Origin of the sequence: Rhizobium sp. L43 (assembly GCF_002531725.1) — a bacterium.
Taxonomy (GTDB): Bacteria; Pseudomonadota; Alphaproteobacteria; order Rhizobiales; family Rhizobiaceae; genus Rhizobium.
The window spans coordinates 82,190-99,359 of the sequence record NZ_NWSQ01000013.1 but is presented as its reverse complement, the minus strand read 5'-3'; the positions used below and the strand labels follow the sequence as shown (position 1 = coordinate 99,359).

Sequence of the window (17,170 nt, the reverse complement as noted above, 5' to 3'; positions counted from 1 at the left end):
GCAGGAGGATAGGATTTGGCAAACACCTTTCGAATCGCGTTGGCGCAGATGACGACCGCCGTGGATATTGATGAGATCTGCGCATCTGCCGCGGAAAAAGGAGCTGCTATCATCCTGTTTCCCGAGATGTTTTCGAATGGGTACAGTCGTTTTAGTTCCGAAGATGCTGCGTCCCGGCAGGCTTGGATCGACGCGGCAGTGTCGATTGACGGTCCCTACCTGAACAGATTTCGACAGGCCGCGCGCAACAATAGCCTTGCGGTCGTGGCGACGTTCCTTGAACGGGGCGAGGCCAAACCATTCAACTCGGCCGTATTGATTGACGACAGCGGCGAAATTGTCCTCCATCAACGCAAGCGTCATATTTGCTTCTTCGACGTTCCGGAAGAGGCTTGTGCGCCGGGCGAAAGCTCAAGCGTAACAAGGCTGAAGACCAAGGTGGGGGAGGTGGCGATCGGCATAATGATCTGCATGGATCGGGAGTTTCCCGATGTAGGATCGGATCTCGTTCGGGACGGCGCGGAGATTATCCTCGTTCCGAACAGTTGTCCGCTCGTGGACGATCCAGGCGTAGGGGACGTGCGCGTGGCCGGGGTGCGCGCACTGGCCTTCCAGTCCGCCGTCGGAATGGCTGTGGCCAATTATCCGGCACCGAAAGATGATGGGCATTCATTCGCCGTCGATCCATTGGGCAGGATTCTGATCATGGGCGGCAAGCAGCAAGAGCTCGTCACCGTAGACTTCGATCTGGATGAGATCAGGACCGTTCAAAAGCGGGAGTGGTTTAGACGGACCCGATGAGCGCGAGGCGGTGGATCATGGCAATGAAGAGCCTTTCCGCTGAAAGCAGCCGATTGAGCGGTAGCCTGCGATAGCTCCAATATGGCGTTCTGCGCCGCGATACCGGTGTGGCAGGCCGCAATTCGCCCGAGCGACCCCGATCAACACAGCTTTGCGGCTGCTCGGCGTCGACGCCGCTGGAAACGCCGACGAGTTCGATGCTCTGGGTCTTGGTCGCTTTCGAGACCTTGAAGACCTCGGCCTTGACGAAAGGGATGACGACTAGAGCGGTCTGTCTCATAGATAAGAAAAGTTCTATATCTCATTGTTTTACAAAGTTAAATACAGAAATCCGCTGCACGAGATTGCTGGAACTGCTTGATGTTGATAGTCGCAGACCCGCTACTCGTGCGCGCGACGGCACAAACAGACAACGAGGTGGTGCTTAGATGACGCAACGAATTTCAGGCATCTTGATCTCGGGAAGTTCTCATGCCGGCAAGACAACCCTCGCCAAGCGTCTAGCTGAAACACTTGGGTGGAACGTAACTTCGACTGACGAGTTTGGGCGTCACCCTGGTCGGCCATGGCCGGATGTACGCGCTCCGGTCGCCGAGTATTATTCGCGCCTCTCTTTAGAGACAATCCATTGGTTCCTGAAGGTTCACCACGAAACATGTGGCCCAGCATCGAGCAAAGAATCGAGGCCGAGAGACGGGCTCAAAGGCCTTTCGTGCTTGAGGGCTCTGCCTTGCGCCCAGAATATACAGCTGGTCTCATTGGCGATGATCTGTCTGGCGCACATCTTTACGCCGATAGTGATTTTCTAAGAGAGAGGATGTGCGTCTCGGCACAATACGATATCGCCGAGAAAGCCAGGCGCGACATAATCGATAAATTTATAGATCGTTCCTTGCGCGAAAATTCCGAAATGCACGCGGCTGCCCGGGAACACGGCCTAAGGACCGTGGAAGCTTCAGACGAGCCCGCCATAACCGCTCTTTTCGACGAGTTCGTGTACCGCGCACTATCCTAGGCGCAAACAATCTCCCAGATCTCGTTAAAGCCGAGGAGAGTGACATTCCAACTTTGCAGGATCAGGACACTTCAACTTTGCGGTGACAAACAAAAATCGCATAAGACAGATTATGGAACATGAGAATGCTATTTGATTACAATGGCATGCCTTCGCCATTCATCTGATAGTCCCATTCTTTTAAATCGGCCGCTCCCGGACTTGCCCTTATAAAACGGCGCGACGCTGCTATTCCTGCGGTGTTGGGATGATTTTTGATGGCCTCTGGAGTTCCGACGCGGCGGCGGTTGCCGCTGCATCCGTGCCGCTGGAGACATGAACCGTCGGAGTTGCGAACTGGATGCCTTTTTCCGCGAATGTCTTCTTGAGCATGGCGAGCGCCTTTCGGCGAACGGCGAATTGTTCGCCGGGTTTCGCCATGAACTTCAGACGAATCTGCACGCCATAGTCCGCCATCTGCTCAATCCCTTGCATTTTCAAGGGCTCGATGATGTTGGGTCCGAGTTCGGCATCCTCCAGAAGCTCGACGCCGATGCGCTTGATGGTCTTGCGGACTTCCTCGAGATCGCTGTCATAGTTCAGGGTAAGCGTAATGATGTCGATCACCCAGTCGCGGCTGAGGTTTTGCACCGCGCCGAGTTCGCCGAACGGAACGATGGTGACCGGACCGCGGTGATGTCGCAGGCGGATCGATCGCAGCGAGAAGCCTTCGACCGTCCCTTTATATTTCGCCGCCTGAATGTATTCGCCGATGCGAAAGGCATCGTCGAACAGATAAAAGACGCCTGAAATGATGTCCTTGACGAGTGTTTGTGCACCGAAGCCGACGGCTATGCCGACGACACCGGCGCCCGCCAGCAGCGGTCCGATCTGGACGCCAACGGCATCCAGGATCATCAGGAAACCGACAGCTCCGATCGCCAGGAACAACACGTTGCGAAGAATGGGCAGGAGGGTATTCAGCCGCTGACGGCGGCGCGCCTCGGGGCCGTCCTGATGCCCCGCCTCTGCGTTTCGCGAGGCCACCGCCATCTGGCTGTCGATCAGCGTGCTTGCGAGTTTCCAGATAACGTCGGTCACCAGCAGCACGATCACGATGCGGATTCCTGCGCGGATCAACCGCGTGCTCACCGTTTCGGCTGCGGCGAGGTCACCGAGATTAACATTCCACGCGCGGGCAATCAGGAGCGCGGCAACCACAATGAGGCCGTTCCGCAGCGTTTGCATGATGACGACAGACCATCCGACGATGGTGGGATCTTCGACCGCCTGCCCCTCCCCGGATTGTATGATGCGTCGAATGATATCATGAGCCACCGAAACGGTAAGCGGCAGAAGCGTGATGACGAACACCGTCCAGAATGCACCGCGCAGCCCGGACACCCATAACAGCCACGATAGGATGATGCTCGCGCTGAAGCCGACACAGACCAGCCGGTTTACGGGCGGGCCGTCGGTACGAAAGTGCCGCAGCCAGATCATGACGATCAAAGCGATTGAAACGACACCGAACCATGCCGCAGTAAAGAGATCGACCAGGATGGGCGAAGCCCCGATCGTCCGGATCACTTCGATGATGGCCCAGCCAGCCGCCAGCACTGCGACGATTGCGAGGAGCCAGTAGTACCAGAACCAGGCAAGCGATGTGACAAGCGTCAGCAGCCGCATATGTGGCAAGCGGGCGCCCGGCGCGATGACAACGCGGCCGACAAGCACGCCAAGGCGCAGCATGAGCGCAGCTGATAGCAGGATGAGCGCGATATCGCGGAACACGGCAGGCCATGGAAAGAGGATAAACGCGCCGAGGCTTCCGATCAGGTAACCGACCAAGGCGAGAAGACCCATTGAAAGCCGGGCCGCGTGCAGCCTGATGCGCTGCCGGACGGTGTCGGCAGGCGCGGTCAGGACAAAATGGAGAAGCCCTCGCCCGGACCACCAGGCAAGGCGCTGCGCGACGAATCCGCCTGCGACAAAGAGTGCGACCGCCAAGATCAGGCCGACAGGGTCGATATGATTATCCGTTTGGAAGGCGCGGATGGCCGCCTGGATCTGACCTGGGAGGGTCGGGACGGCATTGACGAGTGCGAGTAGCCTCTGGCGCAAATCCTGTAGCGAGGTGGCAATCGATGGTGGCGGCGTCTCCTGCGAGACCGCTACCGGCTGCGCCGGTTCCTGATTGCCGGGAACGATCCGATTGACCAGCGCGCGTCCGGGTTCATCGTTCGGCAATTCGATAATAACCCGGATCGGCGCCGAAGAATTGGTCGTTTCGGCCGCCGGGGCGGGGTTTGCGCCAGCGAGCAGAAGCGTTGAAAATACCACCGTCAGGAATGTGGATACTCTGCCGAAGAAATGACGGTCGTCGTTGATGCGCATGTAGCCGTGATCCCCGCGAAGTTGTCGTCGCTTCTGCTTGGTTGATGGAAACTTCGGACTTTGTGAAGCGTTGCACCATCAACGTCAATCGACGAACCTGTTCGGCGGATGTAAACCCGACTCTGCCCATGCGCAAATCTGCGGTTGCTCATGACCGCACCGACTTGAACCCTGCCCTGATCTCCTGACTGAAGAGTTCCGGCTCCTCCCAGGCCGCGAAGTGGCCGCCCTTGGAGACGCGGTTGTAGTAGATGAGCTTGGGATAGGCTTTGGACAGCCAGGGCTTTGGCGGCTTGTAGACCTCTCCGGGGAATATTGTCACGGCGACCGGTACTTTGACGGCGGTGAGCGTGGCGCCGGACATGGCGTTTTCCCAATAGATACGGCCACTCGAGGGGCCGGTATTCGTCAGCCAGTACAGCGTGATGTTGTCGAGGATGGCATCCTTACCAAGCGCCTGTACGGGATCACCTGAAGTGAACACCCAGTCGGCGATCTTGTCGTAAAGCCAGGCGGCAAGACCGACCGGAGAATCCGCAATGCCGTAACCGACCGTCTCCGGCCGCGTGCTCATGATCGCGGCGTAGCCGAAGCCGTTGTTGAGGAAATCCCGCGCCTCATCGAAGACGACCTTCTCATCCGCAGATAGGCTATCGGGAGCCGGCCCTCCGTTTTTAAGAGCCTGGGCTGCGTCCGATGGGAGCGTCGTGGCCCGCTCGATCCTGTTGACATGGATCGCGAGCAGTCCATCGGGCGCCTGGCGACCCAGGGCGTCACTGATGATCGCGCCCCAGTCGCCGCCCTGCGCGACATAGCTCTCATAGTCGAGCCGCTTCATCAGCACATCCCAGGCAGCCGCTATCCGCTGCGGGTTCCAGCCCGTTGCCGACGGTTTCCCGGAGAAACCGAATCCCGGGATCGACGGGATCACCAGGTGGAAGGCATCGTCAGCCGTGCCGCCATGCGCCGTCGGGTCCGTGAGCGGCCCGACGACATCAAGCAGCTCGAATACCGAACCTGGCCAGCCATGGGTCATGATCAGCGGCAGCGCGTTTTGATGGCGCGAACGAACATGGATGAAATGGATGTCCAGTCCATCGATATTGGTGAGAAACTGCGGAAAACTGTTCAGCCTGCTCTCCGCCTTCCGCCAGTCGTAGGACGACTGCCAATAGCGCACCAGTTCCTTCAACCTGTCAGGCTGGACACCCTGCGAACGATCCATGACGGTTTCGCCGTCGGGCCACCGGGTCTCGGCAAGACGCCGCCTGAGATCTGCCAGCGCCGCCTCGGAGACCTCAACCTTGAACGGCCGGATCTCCTCGGATGCGGCGCCGACGACATCAGCGGCGTCGGATGTGCGTGGAAGAGCGGCAGACATGCCGGCCGCCGCAACCCACAACAGCAGTGAGCGTCGTGACATATGCCCGAGCTTCAAGGCGTGGCTATGTTTCAAAGAGGTCAGTGCCATGACACGTGTCCTTTCATGACATCGAGGGTCAACGGACAGATTTTCGACAAGGAGAAGCCCCAGGTGAACCACATAGGTCGCCCCTTCGGACGCCCTGCCCTCGCCGACATTCCTTGCCGCGTGCGCCGCGCCGTCAGGATGAAGAGCGACTGACGGGCGTTGAACCTGATCGGTTCGCGCGCCTCGTGCCTGCATTCGATGACTATCAGTTCTTCCTAATTTTGTCGCGGACGACAGCTGGCCGGCACCCCGGAAAAATGAGAGGCACCCTCTCGTGCGAATGTCAGCCTTGGGCAGCCGCGTTGCAGCGCTACCGCCGTCGAGAGGATGCCTCTCACTTTCTCCGGCTACTGCGCACCGACGCCGTGCTCAATTATGTCGGGAGACAGCCGGCTTTGGCTGAGCGCCATTCAGGAAAGGACATCCTATGTCTAAGGGCAAAATCGCAAATACGGCTGCATCGGTCGCAGCAACTCCCTCTTCCCACACGTCTGAAACCGTCGCGTCCGGAGAAACCGCGCACGACGCTGTCGACTTCATCGAGATCGACGATATCCTGACGCTGAGAAGGATGATTGTCCGAGCCCCGGCGCCAAAAGGCACCGTGCTTTTCCTGCATGGGTTTCCGGAAACGCTGACGGTCTGGAAAGACATCGCGACGACGCTTGCGCGCGACTACGACGTCCATGCCTTCGATTGGCCGGGCTACGGGCAGTCGTCGCGCCCGGTTTCGGAACGCTTTTCCTATGCACCGAGGGCCTATGCCCAGGTGTTGAAAGCCTATATCGAGCGGGCAGGCATCGATCGGTCGAACCTCGTGATCTATGCGACCGATATCGCCGCCCTCCCCGTTCTGCTGCTTGCTCTCGATGAGCCGACGATAGCCAGGCGGATCATCGTCGGAGACTTTGCGCCGTTCGACCGGCCGCAACATATGTGGGAAAACCTGCAGAATCTCAAAGCCGAGCCCACCGCCTCGCCGACAGGCGCCTACATGAACAAGACCAGCGACGAGATCCTTGAGAACGTGCACAGGCGCGGCCTCTCGCCTGCCGAGCAATTCGATCTACCGACCGACGTCCAGCAAGACATGGCCCGCTCCTGGCGCCTCGACGGCGTCACGTCGGCGGATGCCTTCGCCCAATACTACGCGAATTTCACCCATGACCAGAACTTCCTCGAGGCCAACCTCCACCGGCTGAAGACGCCCGTGAAGGTGATCTGGGGTGAGAAGGATATCTACATCAGAAGCGGGATGGGCATCGAGTTCGCCGGCAAGATCGGTGCAAAGGTCGATATCCTCCTGGGCATCGGGCACTTTCCGCACCTCCAGAATCCGAATCAAACGGTTAAAGAAATCTGCGCATCATTCAGATAATGTTAGAACATCTTTGTAATTTTGTTGCGCCCGCAACCGCGGCAGAGTCCAATCGACGAAAGCCCGCACCTTCAAGGCCAGCAGCCCCTGGCGCGCGTATACGATATGAATGGGCTGCGGCGCGCCGTCGAAATCGCGCAAGATGGGGATGAGCGCGCCGGACGCCAATTCGTCCGAAACCTGATAGTCGAACAGCCGCGCGATCCCCGCGCCGCCGACAGCCGCCGCAACACAGTTTGCCGCGGTATTCACTTCCAACCGGTTACGCGGCACCGCCTCCATCGGCGTGCCGTCGACGTCGAATGTCCAGAAGAATGTCCGCTTGTTGAAGATGATCCCGTCGCGCTCGATGAGATCGACGGGGTGCTCGGGCATACCATGCCGCTCGACATAAGCGGGGCTCGCGCAGGTCAACAGCCGGAATTCGCCGAGCTTGGCGGCATGCAGGGAACTGTCGGCGAGGTCGCCGAGACGGATCGCGATATCCACCTGCTCGGACACGAGATCGACCGTGCGGTCGAGCGACAGAAGATTCACCGACACCTCCGGGTATTTCTCCATGAAGCTCAGCGCGAGAGGAAGAACGTACCGGCTCCCGTATTCGACCGGCATCGTGATCGTCAGCACGCCTCGGGGCGTCTGGTATTCCCCGGAGGCCCTCCGCTCGGCCTCATCGAGATCCGCCATGATCTTGCGGGCGGCGTCGACATAATCGCGTCCGGCGTCGGTCAGCTGAAGATTGCGGCTGGTGCGGACGATGAGGTTCGCCCCAAGATGTCGCTCAAGCTCGGCCACCTTGCGGCTGACGCTGGGCAATGGCGCGTTCAGCTTCCTGCTGCCGGCTGAGATGCTCCCGGCGTCGACGACCGCCAGCAATATGCGCATCGCTTCAAGACGATCCATCGGCCACCGCCCGTGAGATTACCGCTTCTGTCTGTTGTCGTTCGAGGGCCGGACCTTCGCAACGTGCTCGACCGCAGGTCTCTCAAACTATCACCTTGCGCCGCGCCGCGGGCATCGATTCTTAGTCGAGCAGCTTGCGTATCGCCATGATCCCCTTTGCCGCATCCGACCAGGACTGGCGCCAGATCAACACGCCGACGCTGAGGATGGTCGCAACAATGAACGGGATTGGCCCGATGAACCAGAAGGCGGCGGCGACGGTGAAGTAGTAGGATCGGACGCCGACGCTGAACGAACGAAGCGCAGGGTTCAAGACCAGGGTGAGCGCGTTCGTCCAGCCGGCGATGTCCCTGTCTTCGTCGCGGGAGGGGCTGGCCCCGATCGCCGCCAGACAATAGTTGATCTGCCGCACCGCCCAAATGAAATCGGATAGTCCCCGCAGCAGCGTCGCCATGATCAGCAGGACCTTGCACTGGAAAAACCATGCGGGATCCTGAGCCGCGAACATCGCGATCAGCCCACCCGATCCATAGTTCGGTTCCATGAACAGCGCGCCGCTCAGCCCGACGATGACGATGAGGTTGGCCGAGCCGAAGAAGGATGCCGAATTGATCGTATGCCCGAGGATCGCGGCGTCGCCGATGAAGTTGTTGTCGCGCGTCAGAACCTCCCGCATCCAGGCTGCGCGAACGCGCACCATATCGACGGAAAGACTGTCGTTCCTCCTCGGCCAATCAAAGGCTCGACAGCCACCCAGACGAGAAGGAAGAAAACGATCGCCGCAACGTTCAGAAAATCCATGGTGCCCCCGAACTTTATGTGGATTTTCTGAAACACTACTTCGCGGCGGCGGCAGCTCCAAGCGTGTATCGATGCCGCCGACCGGGTCGCGGAAAACTGTGCGGCGGTTTGCGACAACGACATGCGTTGACAGAACACCCAACACGCGAAGAGAGAATTAGCTTCAGCTTGCAATGTCCTTGCAGTTGCGTCCGATGGAAACGCCGCTAAAATCGAGGGCGAAATGGTCGACCGCCCTGTCATTGATCGAGCGTGTCGTATTCTTTCGAGGGCCGGGATGATATAATCAACCGGCGGCATTGGCGCGCAGACCGGGGGTGGCGAATGAAGCCTGTCAACGGAGCTTTTGGAACCTCTGAATTTTCTCTTGCCGAAGAGGCTGGCATCTTTACCTGGGTGTTGGCGACCGACACGGTTTATGCGGATTCGGCGCTGGCAAATCTCTTTGGGCTTGATCCGGAAGAGACCATCGCAGGGCTGCCGGTCATCAGATATCTCCACCGGATTCACCCGGACGACAAGCCATCCGTGGCCAAGGCGATTTCAGAATCGGTGATCACCGGAAATCCGTACCGCCATGATTACCGGGTATTCGATCGAAGCGGGCAAATGATCACCGTGGCTGCCTTCGGCCGGTGCTTCAGGGATGAGGCCGGAAACCCGTCGCAATATGCCGGCATCGTATTCCCGACGAATGATCACGTCCGGCAGGACCACCAGCAGGACCACCAGGACCAATTGTCTGCTCACTGCCGTGAGGCCCTGAAAATTGCGCAGTCATCCGGCCTGCAGGCTACGGCCGATGCGCTTGAGGCAATTCTCAAAGAGCTTCCCAAGCCGATGCCTTCGGACTTCGCGCAGATTCATTGATGATGACATCATTGATGACGACAGAAGCATTCCAGCGCCTCAGTCTGGCGCTGGCGATCGGCATTCTTGTCGGCATCGAGCGCGGCTGGCGGGATCGTGAGGCTGCACCAGGCAAGAGAGTAGCCGGTATCCGCACCTATGGCCTGTCAAGTTTCCTCGGTGGCTTCTGCGGTTTCCTGCAGCCTGTCACAGGGCCGATTCTGCCGACAGCGATCTTTATATTCTTTTGCATCACGGTTCTCCTTTTCGGCTGCATGCAGGCGGCACGAAAAGAGGATTACAGCGCCACCGGCACCATTGCGGCCCTGGCGGTCTTTGCGCTGGGCTTTGGCGCGGTCGTGGCGGATATGACGATAACGGCCGCAAGCGCTGTGGCGATAACCGCCCTTCTCGCGGCGGGAGCCATTGCATGGATTTCTTCGCCGATTGACCTGGCTTGAACTCAGGGCCGCCCTGATCCTGCTGACCATGACGATCGTCATCCTCCCCATTCTTCCCAATAGGGCGATTGATCCCTGGCAGGCAATCAATCCCTTCGAACTTTGGATGCTGACGATCCTGGTGGGAGCCGTTTCCTTTGCCGGCTATATCCTGATCAAGCTCAGCGGCGCCCGCGCCGGAATACTGCTGACCGGGGCCAGCGGTGGCATCGTCTCCTCCACCGCCTTGACGCTTTCTTTCGCCCGTCAGTCGAAGCAGATGCCGGCCCTCTCGCCATTCCTCTCCGCGGGGGCAATGCTTGCGGGAGCCGTTTCTCTTGCCCGCGTCCTTTTGATTTGCGGCGCCATTGCACCAGCCGTTTTCAGGGAGCTTGCTCTATCTCTCGCTCCGGCTGCTGCCATCCTCGCCATAGCAGGTGGTTTCGCCGCATTGCTGCAACGCCCGGATGACAGCACCGATTTTTCACCCCGAAACCCGCTCGAGGTGATGGTCGTGCTGCGCTTCGCACTCATTCTCGCCGTCGTGACAGTCCTGACGCGAATGACCTTGATCGTCTTCGGAACTCAGTCGCTGATCGCCCTTGCATTCATCACCGGACTGGGCGATCTCGATGCGATAACGCTTGCCGTTGCAAAATTGCCATCCATCCAGGTACCCGCAGATGCGGCCACCCGCGCCATAGCGGTCGCGGCCTTCGCCAATTTGCTGGCGAAAGCCGTTCTTGCAGCGAGCATGGGGAGCATGCTTATGCTGTTCGTTTCGCGATCGCCGGCGGTGTCGCGACCTTGGCAGGAATTGCCGGCACGCTGCTGGCATGAGCGCTTGGCCGACGCAGAGGGATCTTGTCGGGACTGGCCGCATGCGGCTTCGGACTGCAAGGCGTTCTCACCGCCGCCTCGCCTGTGACAGATGGGCGACAGATCCGGCAAGCATGAGGTCGAACGGAAGGCGTCGAACCAGTCTGGTTGCGATGAAGGTTGCGCACATCGCCGCAGCAAGCTTTGCCCAGGGATAGTCGCCGAGTTGGACATGGGCATTTGCGTCGACCGAAGCGGCCTTGGCTTTCAGCGCCGCTTCCGCATCCTCGCGCAGCATGCCGATCCGGGCGCGAAGCAGTCTGACTTCGTGCTGCAGGACGGTCAGATCATGGTCGGCCTTTTCACGCGCGGTCTCTGCGGCGGCATCGGCAAAAGGCGGTTCGCCTTCGGCGACCAGTTCATCGGGATCGAGCGGAAGGACGCCGTCCCGGTTGATGGATGATTGCATGGACATGTCCTCCAACGAAGAGCAAGAGAAATGAGGCCCGGCATTTCGGCTGGGCCAGGGTTTACATCAGTGATCGCGCCGGAAGCTCTGGCTCTGTTGGCCTCCACCTTGCGACTGGCTCTGCGATTGGCGATCGGCGTCGCTCGATGGCGAGCCGGCGCCGGTGAAGCTATAGGCCCGCACCTTGGCGCTTCCGTGCGTGGTGTCGCGGGTTGCGACCGGGCGCGCGTCGTCGGAAGTCGCAGGCGAATCCCGGCCTTCGAATGCGCTCTCGGACACGGCGAGGTCTTCCGAGGCTTTGCCGCCCTGAGGCGATCCGGCAAAGCCGGTGTTTGACGCGCCTTGAAATGCGCCTTCCGACGACCACAGATCCGCCCGCTCGTCCATGTCGATGCTGCCCTCGTGTTCCAGGATATCGTGGACGGTCTCATAGAGTGCGTCATCGATATCGTTGACCTGGACAAGGAAGCCGCCTCGCCGCAGCCCTTCCGCATAGACCGCACGATCCTCGTCGGGGAAGAAGAAATCTGCTAGCGCGTCGAAAAAGCCGCTGCGGTCATCGCTCATCACGCCGGCATTTTTTCCATCCGCCTCATACCCCGGCATCAGCCTTATTCTGGCAACCGGCACGCCGGCATCCTCCAGACGGGAGATGGCGGTTTCGGCGTCCGATCGGCTGTCGAAAAGTGCGGTGAGGCTGCTGCCGCCTGTCGGGCCTGAGAAGGCCGGATTGGTATCGTTGTGAATGTTGCTCACGGGAATCTCCTCTCGATGCATGGAGCCAGGCCGTCGACCCGACGTCTGGTTCCCTGACCGGAAAACCGGCGGACAAGAGGAATGTTCCAAGCGAATGCAAGGCTCGCCGACATCTACATGCGGAACGGTTTGGCAGCGAAGATCGTTGTGCAGCGATTCAAGGTGCTGCAGCGTCTTTTGCGCGAAACGCGCGGCGCTGTAGCGGTTGACGTCAAACCTTCGAGACGCTAGCACGGCTGTTGACGCATTGGGGATATTTCATATGGACATCTTTACGGCAGCCGGTCTGACGGCTTTGCTGCAGGTCATTGCTATCGACCTCGTTCTCGCCGGCGACAACGCCGTGGTTATCGGTCTTGCCGCTGCCGGCCTCGAGGCGACGCAACGCCGCAAGGCGATCATCGTCGGTATTGCGGCCGCGACCATCCTGCGTATTCTCTTTGCCAGCGTCGCGGTCTATCTGCTGGCGATCGTCGGCCTGCTGCTGGCAGGCGGACTTCTGCTTCTGTGGGTCTGCTGGAAGATGTGGCGCGAGCTTCGCGCCGGCCATGGCGAAAACCACGACGCGGCGGGCGCCGAAAGCGCACCGAAAAAGACCTTCTTCCAGGCGGCCACCCAGATCGTCATCGCCGACGTCTCCATGTCGCTCGACAATGTGCTCGCCGTTGCCGGTGCGGCGCGCGAACATCCGAGCGTGCTGATCATCGGTCTTGCTCTGTCGATCGCGCTGATGGGTATCGCCGCCAACCTGATCGCCCGGTTGCTCAACAACCATCGCTGGATCGCCTATGTCGGCTTGCTGATCATCCTCTATGTTTCGCTCGACATGATCCATCGCGGCGGCGTCGAAGTGCTGCCCTACGTGCAAGCGAGCGGGTTCAAGTTTTAGAGCCTGACCTCGGTCTCGAAGCTCATCTGGTCATACGCCGGCACCACATGGTCCGGCGTCTCGGCCATGACAACGTCGTAGTCGAGCGGCGTGTGCATATGGGTAAGGATTGCCCGTTTCGGCTTCAGCCGGCCGATCCAATCGAGCGACTGTTCCAGCGACAGATGGCTCGGGTGATAGGTATATTGCAGCGCGTCGATAATCAGCACGTCGAGATTCTGCAGCTTCTCGACCGTCTGCGGCGGAAAATCGCTGATATCGCTGCAATAGGCCACATCGCCGATCCGGAAGCCGAGCGAATGGATATCGCCGTGCTGCTGGAGATGCGGATGGAAGGCGATCGTGCCGCCGGGACCGCGGATTTCCAGAGGTTCGTCGAGGTTTTCGATGACGACAGGCAGCACGATCGGCGGATAATTGCTGCCCGGCGGCGTTTCCAGGCAATAGCCGAAGGCGTCCCGCAGCCTGTCCATCGTAAATTGGTCGGCGAAGATCGGCACCCGGCGGCGGGTATTGTGAAAATAGCCGCGCAGATCGTCGATGCCATGAATATGATCCGCATGCGGATGGCTGTAGAGCACGGCATCGACATGGTCGGCCCCTGCCCTGATCATCTGCTCGCGAAAATCCGGCCCCGTGTCGATGACGACGGTGGTGACACCGCCATCCCCCGCAAATTGCTGCACCATGAAGGCGGCGCGTGTGCGCCGGTTCTTCGGATTGTCGGGATTGCAGGCACCCCAGTCGCCGGTAATGCGCGGCACCCCGGGTGACGACGAACAGCCGAGAATGGTGAAGCGCCGCCGGTAGAGCACGCCGCTAGACCCTCGGCATCTTCGAGAACAGCCGGAAAGCGTTCTCGGTCGTGATCCGTGCGACCTCCGCATAGGAAAGGCCGATCGTCTCGGCCAGCACCTCGGCGGTGTTGACGACATAGGACGGTTCATTGCGCTTGCCGCGCCAGCGCTTCGGCGCCAGATACGGCGCGTCCGTTTCCACCAGCAGCCGATCCTGGGGGATCGTCTTGGCGATCTCGCGCAGCTCTTCCGACTTCGGGAAGGTCAGGATGCCGGAGAAGGAGACATAACCGCCGAGCGCGACGCCGGTCTTGGCAAGCTCCGGGCCGGCCGAGAAGCAGTGCAGGATGAAGGGGAAGGCCCCCTTCCCGGTTTCCTCGGTCAGGATCGCAGCCATGTCCTCGTCGGCGCTGCGGCTGTGGATGACGAGCGGCAGCCCGGTCTCGCGCGCCGCGGCGATATGGCGGCGGAAGCCGGTCTGCTGGTCCTCAGGCTTCTGCGTGTCGTAGAAATAGTCGAGACCGGCCTCGCCGATCGCCACCACCTTCTCATGGGCATTGGCGAGACGCACCAGCTCTTCCGTCTGGATATCCAGCTCTTCGTCGGCATTGTTCGGATGCGTGCCGACCGAGCAGAACACCGAGGGATATTTCTCGGTGATGGCAAGCAGCCCATCAAGTTTGCGCACCCGCGTCGAGATCGTCACCATCTGCGCAACGCCGGCCTGATGGGCGCGCGTGACGATCTCGTCGCGCTCCGCCTCGAAATCGGCGAAATCAAGATGGCAATGCGTATCGATCAGCACGGCTTCAAGCCTCCGGAGCCACGTAGCGCGGGAAGACCGGCGTCGGCGCTTCGAGGGCCGTTCCGGCAACGAGGCGGCCGGCCTCACCGAGGGCGGCGAAGTCGCGCTTGTCGTCAGGCGCCGCGACCAGATCGAGCAACTTGCCGGATGATTCCGGCATGAAGGGCTGCAGCAGGATGGCAATCTGGCGCACGACTTCGGCAGTCACGTAAAGCACGGTGCCCATCCGCTCCGGATCGGTCTTCTTCAGCGCCCACGGCGCCTGGCCGGCGAAATAACGGTCTGTCTCGGAGACAACAGCAATGATCGAGGCGAGCGCCCGGTGGATCTGTTGTTTGCCCATGTCCTCGCGCGTCGAAGCATGCAGCGCGTCGGCTTGGGCCAGCATCGCCTTGTCCTCGTCGCTCAGCGCCCCGCATTCCGGGATCTTGCCGTCGCAGTTCTTGACGATCATCGACAGCGAGCGGCTGGCAAGATTGCCGATGCCGTTGGCGAGATCGGAATTGATGCGGATGCCGATCGCCTCTTCGCTATAACTGCCGTCCTGGCCGAAGGAGACCTCGCGCAGGAAGAAGTAGCGCACCTGGTCGAGGCCGAAATGGTTCACCAGATTGACGGGATCGACGACGTTGCCGAGCGACTTCGACATCTTCTCGCCCTTGTTGAGCAGAAAGCCATGGGCAAAGACCCGCTTCGGCAGCGGCAGCTTTGCCGACATCAGGAAGGCCGGCCAATAGACGGCATGGAAGCGGATGATGTCCTTGCCGATGATGTGGACGTCGGCCGGCCAGTATTTCGCCCGCGGGCCGTTCCTATCCTCGATATAGCCGGTCGCGGTGAGGTAGTTGGTCAGCGCGTCGACCCAGACATACATGACATGGGCGGGATCGTTCGGCACCTTGATGCCCCAGTCGAAGGTCGTGCGCGAGACCGAAAGGTCCTTGAGGCCCGACTTGACGAAGGAGATCACCTCGTTGCGGCGCTCGGCCGGACCGATGAAATCGGGGTTCGCCTCGTAATGGGCCAGCAGCTTCTCCTGGTATTCAGAGAGCTTGAAGAAATAGCTTGCCTCTTCCACCCATTCGACGGGCGTGCCCTGCGGCCCGTAGCGCACGCCGTCGGCGCGCAGCTCCGTCTCGTTTTCCTGGTAATAGGCCTCGTCGCGCACCGAATACCAGCCGGCATAGCTGTCCTTGTAGATGTCGCCGTTCTCGGCCATCAGATTCCAGATGTTGCGCGATGTCTCGTGATGACGCTCCTGCGTGGTGCGGATGAAATCATCGTTCGAGGCGTTGAGCAGCGTGGCCATTGCCTGGAATTCGCCGGAGTTGCGGTCGGCAAGCGCCTGCGCGGTGATGCCCTCGGCGCGCGCCGTCTGCTGCATCTTCTGGCCGTGTTCGTCGGTGCCGGTCAGGAAGAACACGTCCTTGCCGTCCAGGCGCTGGTAGCGCGCCATCGCATCCGTCGCGATCAGCTCATAGGCATGGCCGATATGCGGCTTGCCGTTGGGATAGGAAATCGCAGTGGTGATGTAGAAGGGTGTCTTGTCTGTCATGGCGGCCAATGTCCGGCTAACTCTATAAACATGGTCAGCCGCTCTTAGCGCATGTCACCGTCAAGCGAAACATCAAGTTTCACCGCCGCCAATGATTTCCGGGAGGTCGGCATGGTGAACTTGACTCAGCTTCTGCCGCAATCTACCCGTCATGGAAAAGAGGGCGGAACAGAACCAAGTGCCAGTTTTCATCTACCGGAATTGTCGTGGCTGCGCGCCGTCAGGGGCGCTTGTTTGACATTCGAGCCGCTCTATTCGCTTTCGGGCCTGTTCGTCGGCGCCCTCGTCGGCATCACCGGCGTTGGTGGCGGTTCGCTGATGACACCGCTGCTGGTGCTGCTCTTCGGCGTCCATCCCGCCACCGCCGTCGGCACCGATCTTCTCTATGCGGCGATCACCAAGACCGCGGGTACTGCCGTTCACGGCATGCACGGGCGCGTCAACTGGAAGATCGTCGGCAGTCTCGCAATCGGCAGCGTGCCGGCCGCCCTGCTGATGCTCTGGCTGCTGGCCGGCGTCGATCGCAAAAGCATTGGCGTCACCAACACGATCACCACGGCGCTTGGCTGGCTTCTCGTCATGACCGCGATCATGCTGGTCTTCCGTGGCCCGATCCTCGAGCTGGCGCGCCGCGCCATCGGCGACCGCACGCCGCCGCGGCCGGCAACCATCCTCGCGTTTACCGTCATTCTCGGCTTCTTGCTTGGTGTGCTCGTCACCTTGACCTCGGTCGGCGCCGGTGCGCTGGGGGTGACGATCCTGCTGGTCCTCTATCCCAGGCTCGATGTGCGCGAGATCGTCGGTTCCGATATCGTCCATGCGGTCCCGCTGACCTTGATCGGCGGCATGGGTTATTGGCTGATCGGCGAGATCGACTGGCCGATGCTGTTTGCCCTGCTCATCGGCTCTATCCCCGGCATCATCATCGGCAGCCTGCTGGCGCCGAAACTGCACGAACGCACCATCCGCATCGTCCTTGCCGCCACGCTCGCCGTCGTCGCAGGCAAGCTGCTGACCGGCTGATAATGCATGTCGCCCAAAAGTGT

At 60.3% G+C, this 17,170-nt stretch carries 14 protein-coding genes and 2 pseudogenes; 6 read left to right on the top strand and 10 right to left on the bottom strand.

Annotated elements, in window-relative coordinates; translation table 11 throughout:
- The first annotated feature begins 15 nt into the window (after positions 1-15).
- Positions 16-801: a carbon-nitrogen hydrolase family protein gene (locus CO667_RS18455; RefSeq protein WP_097619734.1), complete on the top strand. Its 786-nt coding sequence runs from the start codon at positions 16-18 to the stop codon at positions 799-801.
- On the opposite strand, the gene CO667_RS18450 is transcribed toward CO667_RS18455, so the two are convergent.
- The 3 genes from CO667_RS18450 to CO667_RS18435 form a co-directional block, all read right to left on the bottom strand.
- Positions 785-1,081, bottom strand: a complete 297-nt coding sequence (locus CO667_RS18450; RefSeq protein ID WP_097619733.1) for a hypothetical protein — start codon at positions 1,079-1,081, stop codon at positions 785-787. The genes CO667_RS18455 and CO667_RS18450 overlap by 17 nt on opposite strands.
- Positions 1,082-2,044: 963 nt before the next feature.
- Entirely contained in the window at positions 2,045-4,192 is a 2,148-nt protein-coding gene (locus tag CO667_RS18440) for a mechanosensitive ion channel family protein (RefSeq protein ID WP_097619732.1), read from the bottom strand.
- A 148-nt stretch (positions 4,193-4,340) separates the two neighbouring features.
- Positions 4,341-5,663 carry an epoxide hydrolase family protein gene (locus CO667_RS18435; protein ID WP_097619731.1) on the bottom strand — a complete coding sequence of 441 codons (1,323 nt, stop codon included), beginning with the start codon at positions 5,661-5,663 and terminating at the stop codon, positions 4,341-4,343.
- 427 nt (positions 5,664-6,090) lie between these two features.
- Between CO667_RS18435 and CO667_RS18430 the strand changes: the two genes are divergently transcribed.
- The gene (locus tag CO667_RS18430) at positions 6,091-7,041 is read left to right on the top strand and encodes an alpha/beta hydrolase (RefSeq protein WP_097619730.1); all 951 of its coding nucleotides are present in this window, start codon (positions 6,091-6,093) and stop codon (positions 7,039-7,041) included.
- On the opposite strand, the gene CO667_RS18425 is transcribed toward CO667_RS18430, so the two are convergent.
- Entirely contained in the window at positions 7,030-7,944 is a 915-nt protein-coding gene (locus tag CO667_RS18425) for a LysR family transcriptional regulator (RefSeq protein ID WP_097619729.1), read from the bottom strand. The genes CO667_RS18430 and CO667_RS18425 overlap by 12 nt on opposite strands.
- Positions 7,945-8,065: 121 nt before the next feature.
- Positions 8,066-8,745 (bottom strand): annotated as a pseudogene (locus CO667_RS18420) (DUF599 family protein).
- A 324-nt stretch (positions 8,746-9,069) separates the two neighbouring features.
- Here CO667_RS18420 and CO667_RS18415 point away from each other — a divergent pair.
- On the top strand, positions 9,070-9,615 hold the full coding sequence (locus CO667_RS18415) for a PAS domain-containing protein (protein WP_097619728.1): 546 nt from the start codon (positions 9,070-9,072) through the stop codon (positions 9,613-9,615).
- A pseudogene (locus CO667_RS18410) lies at positions 9,615-10,874 on the top strand (DUF4010 domain-containing protein). The gene CO667_RS18415 and the pseudogene CO667_RS18410 overlap by 1 nt, the downstream one beginning before the upstream one ends.
- Before the next feature lie 67 nt (positions 10,875-10,941).
- Here the strand turns inward: CO667_RS18410 and CO667_RS18405 are convergent.
- Both CO667_RS18405 and CO667_RS18400 read right to left on the bottom strand, forming a co-directional pair.
- A complete protein-coding gene (locus tag CO667_RS18405) occupies positions 10,942-11,322 on the bottom strand; it encodes a hypothetical protein (RefSeq protein ID WP_097619727.1) in 381 nt (126 codons plus the stop codon).
- Positions 11,323-11,388: 66 nt separating this feature from the next.
- The gene (locus CO667_RS18400; RefSeq protein ID WP_097619726.1) at positions 11,389-12,078 is read right to left on the bottom strand and encodes a hypothetical protein; all 690 of its coding nucleotides are present in this window, start codon (positions 12,076-12,078) and stop codon (positions 11,389-11,391) included.
- Between the two features lie 262 nt (positions 12,079-12,340).
- Here CO667_RS18400 and CO667_RS18395 point away from each other — a divergent pair, with 262 nt between their 5' ends.
- Positions 12,341-12,967: a TerC family protein gene (locus CO667_RS18395; RefSeq protein ID WP_097619725.1), complete on the top strand. Its 627-nt coding sequence runs from the start codon at positions 12,341-12,343 to the stop codon at positions 12,965-12,967.
- Here CO667_RS18395 and CO667_RS18390 read toward each other — a convergent pair.
- The 3 genes from CO667_RS18390 to metG are packed head-to-tail and all read right to left on the bottom strand — an operon-like array spanning position 12,964 to position 16,124.
- Complete coding sequence (locus CO667_RS18390) at positions 12,964-13,782, bottom strand: MBL fold metallo-hydrolase (protein WP_097619724.1); 819 nt, start codon at positions 13,780-13,782, stop codon at positions 12,964-12,966. The genes CO667_RS18395 and CO667_RS18390 overlap by 4 nt on opposite strands.
- Before the next feature lie 4 nt (positions 13,783-13,786).
- Positions 13,787-14,569 carry a TatD family hydrolase gene (locus CO667_RS18385; protein WP_097619723.1) on the bottom strand — a complete coding sequence of 261 codons (783 nt, stop codon included), beginning with the start codon at positions 14,567-14,569 and terminating at the stop codon, positions 13,787-13,789.
- Between the two features lie 4 nt (positions 14,570-14,573).
- On the bottom strand, positions 14,574-16,124 hold the full coding sequence (gene metG, locus CO667_RS18380) for a methionine--tRNA ligase (RefSeq protein ID WP_097619722.1): 1,551 nt from the start codon (positions 16,122-16,124) through the stop codon (positions 14,574-14,576).
- Between the two features lie 234 nt (positions 16,125-16,358).
- Between metG and CO667_RS18375 the strand changes: the two genes are divergently transcribed.
- Entirely contained in the window at positions 16,359-17,147 is a 789-nt protein-coding gene (locus CO667_RS18375; protein WP_097619721.1) for a sulfite exporter TauE/SafE family protein, read from the top strand.
- The last annotated feature ends 23 nt before the right edge of the window (positions 17,148-17,170 follow it).

Coding starts and splice junctions, on each gene's coding strand:
- metG (WP_097619722.1), bottom strand. CDS start 16,124: ATGACAGACAAGACACCCTTCTACATCACCACTGCGATTTCCTATCCC.
- CO667_RS18405 (WP_097619727.1), bottom strand. CDS start 11,322: ATGCAATCATCCATCAACCGGGACGGCGTCCTTCCGCTCGATCCCGAT.
- CO667_RS18425 (WP_097619729.1), bottom strand. CDS start 7,944: ATGGATCGTCTTGAAGCGATGCGCATATTGCTGGCGGTCGTCGACGCC.
- CO667_RS18395 (WP_097619725.1), top strand. CDS start 12,341: ATGGACATCTTTACGGCAGCCGGTCTGACGGCTTTGCTGCAGGTCATT.
- CO667_RS18415 (WP_097619728.1), top strand. CDS start 9,070: ATGAAGCCTGTCAACGGAGCTTTTGGAACCTCTGAATTTTCTCTTGCC.
- CO667_RS18440 (WP_097619732.1), bottom strand. CDS start 4,192: ATGCGCATCAACGACGACCGTCATTTCTTCGGCAGAGTATCCACATTC.
- CO667_RS18430 (WP_097619730.1), top strand. CDS start 6,091: ATGTCTAAGGGCAAAATCGCAAATACGGCTGCATCGGTCGCAGCAACT.
- CO667_RS18450 (WP_097619733.1), bottom strand. CDS start 1,081: ATGAGACAGACCGCTCTAGTCGTCATCCCTTTCGTCAAGGCCGAGGTC.
- CO667_RS18435 (WP_097619731.1), bottom strand. CDS start 5,663: ATGGCACTGACCTCTTTGAAACATAGCCACGCCTTGAAGCTCGGGCAT.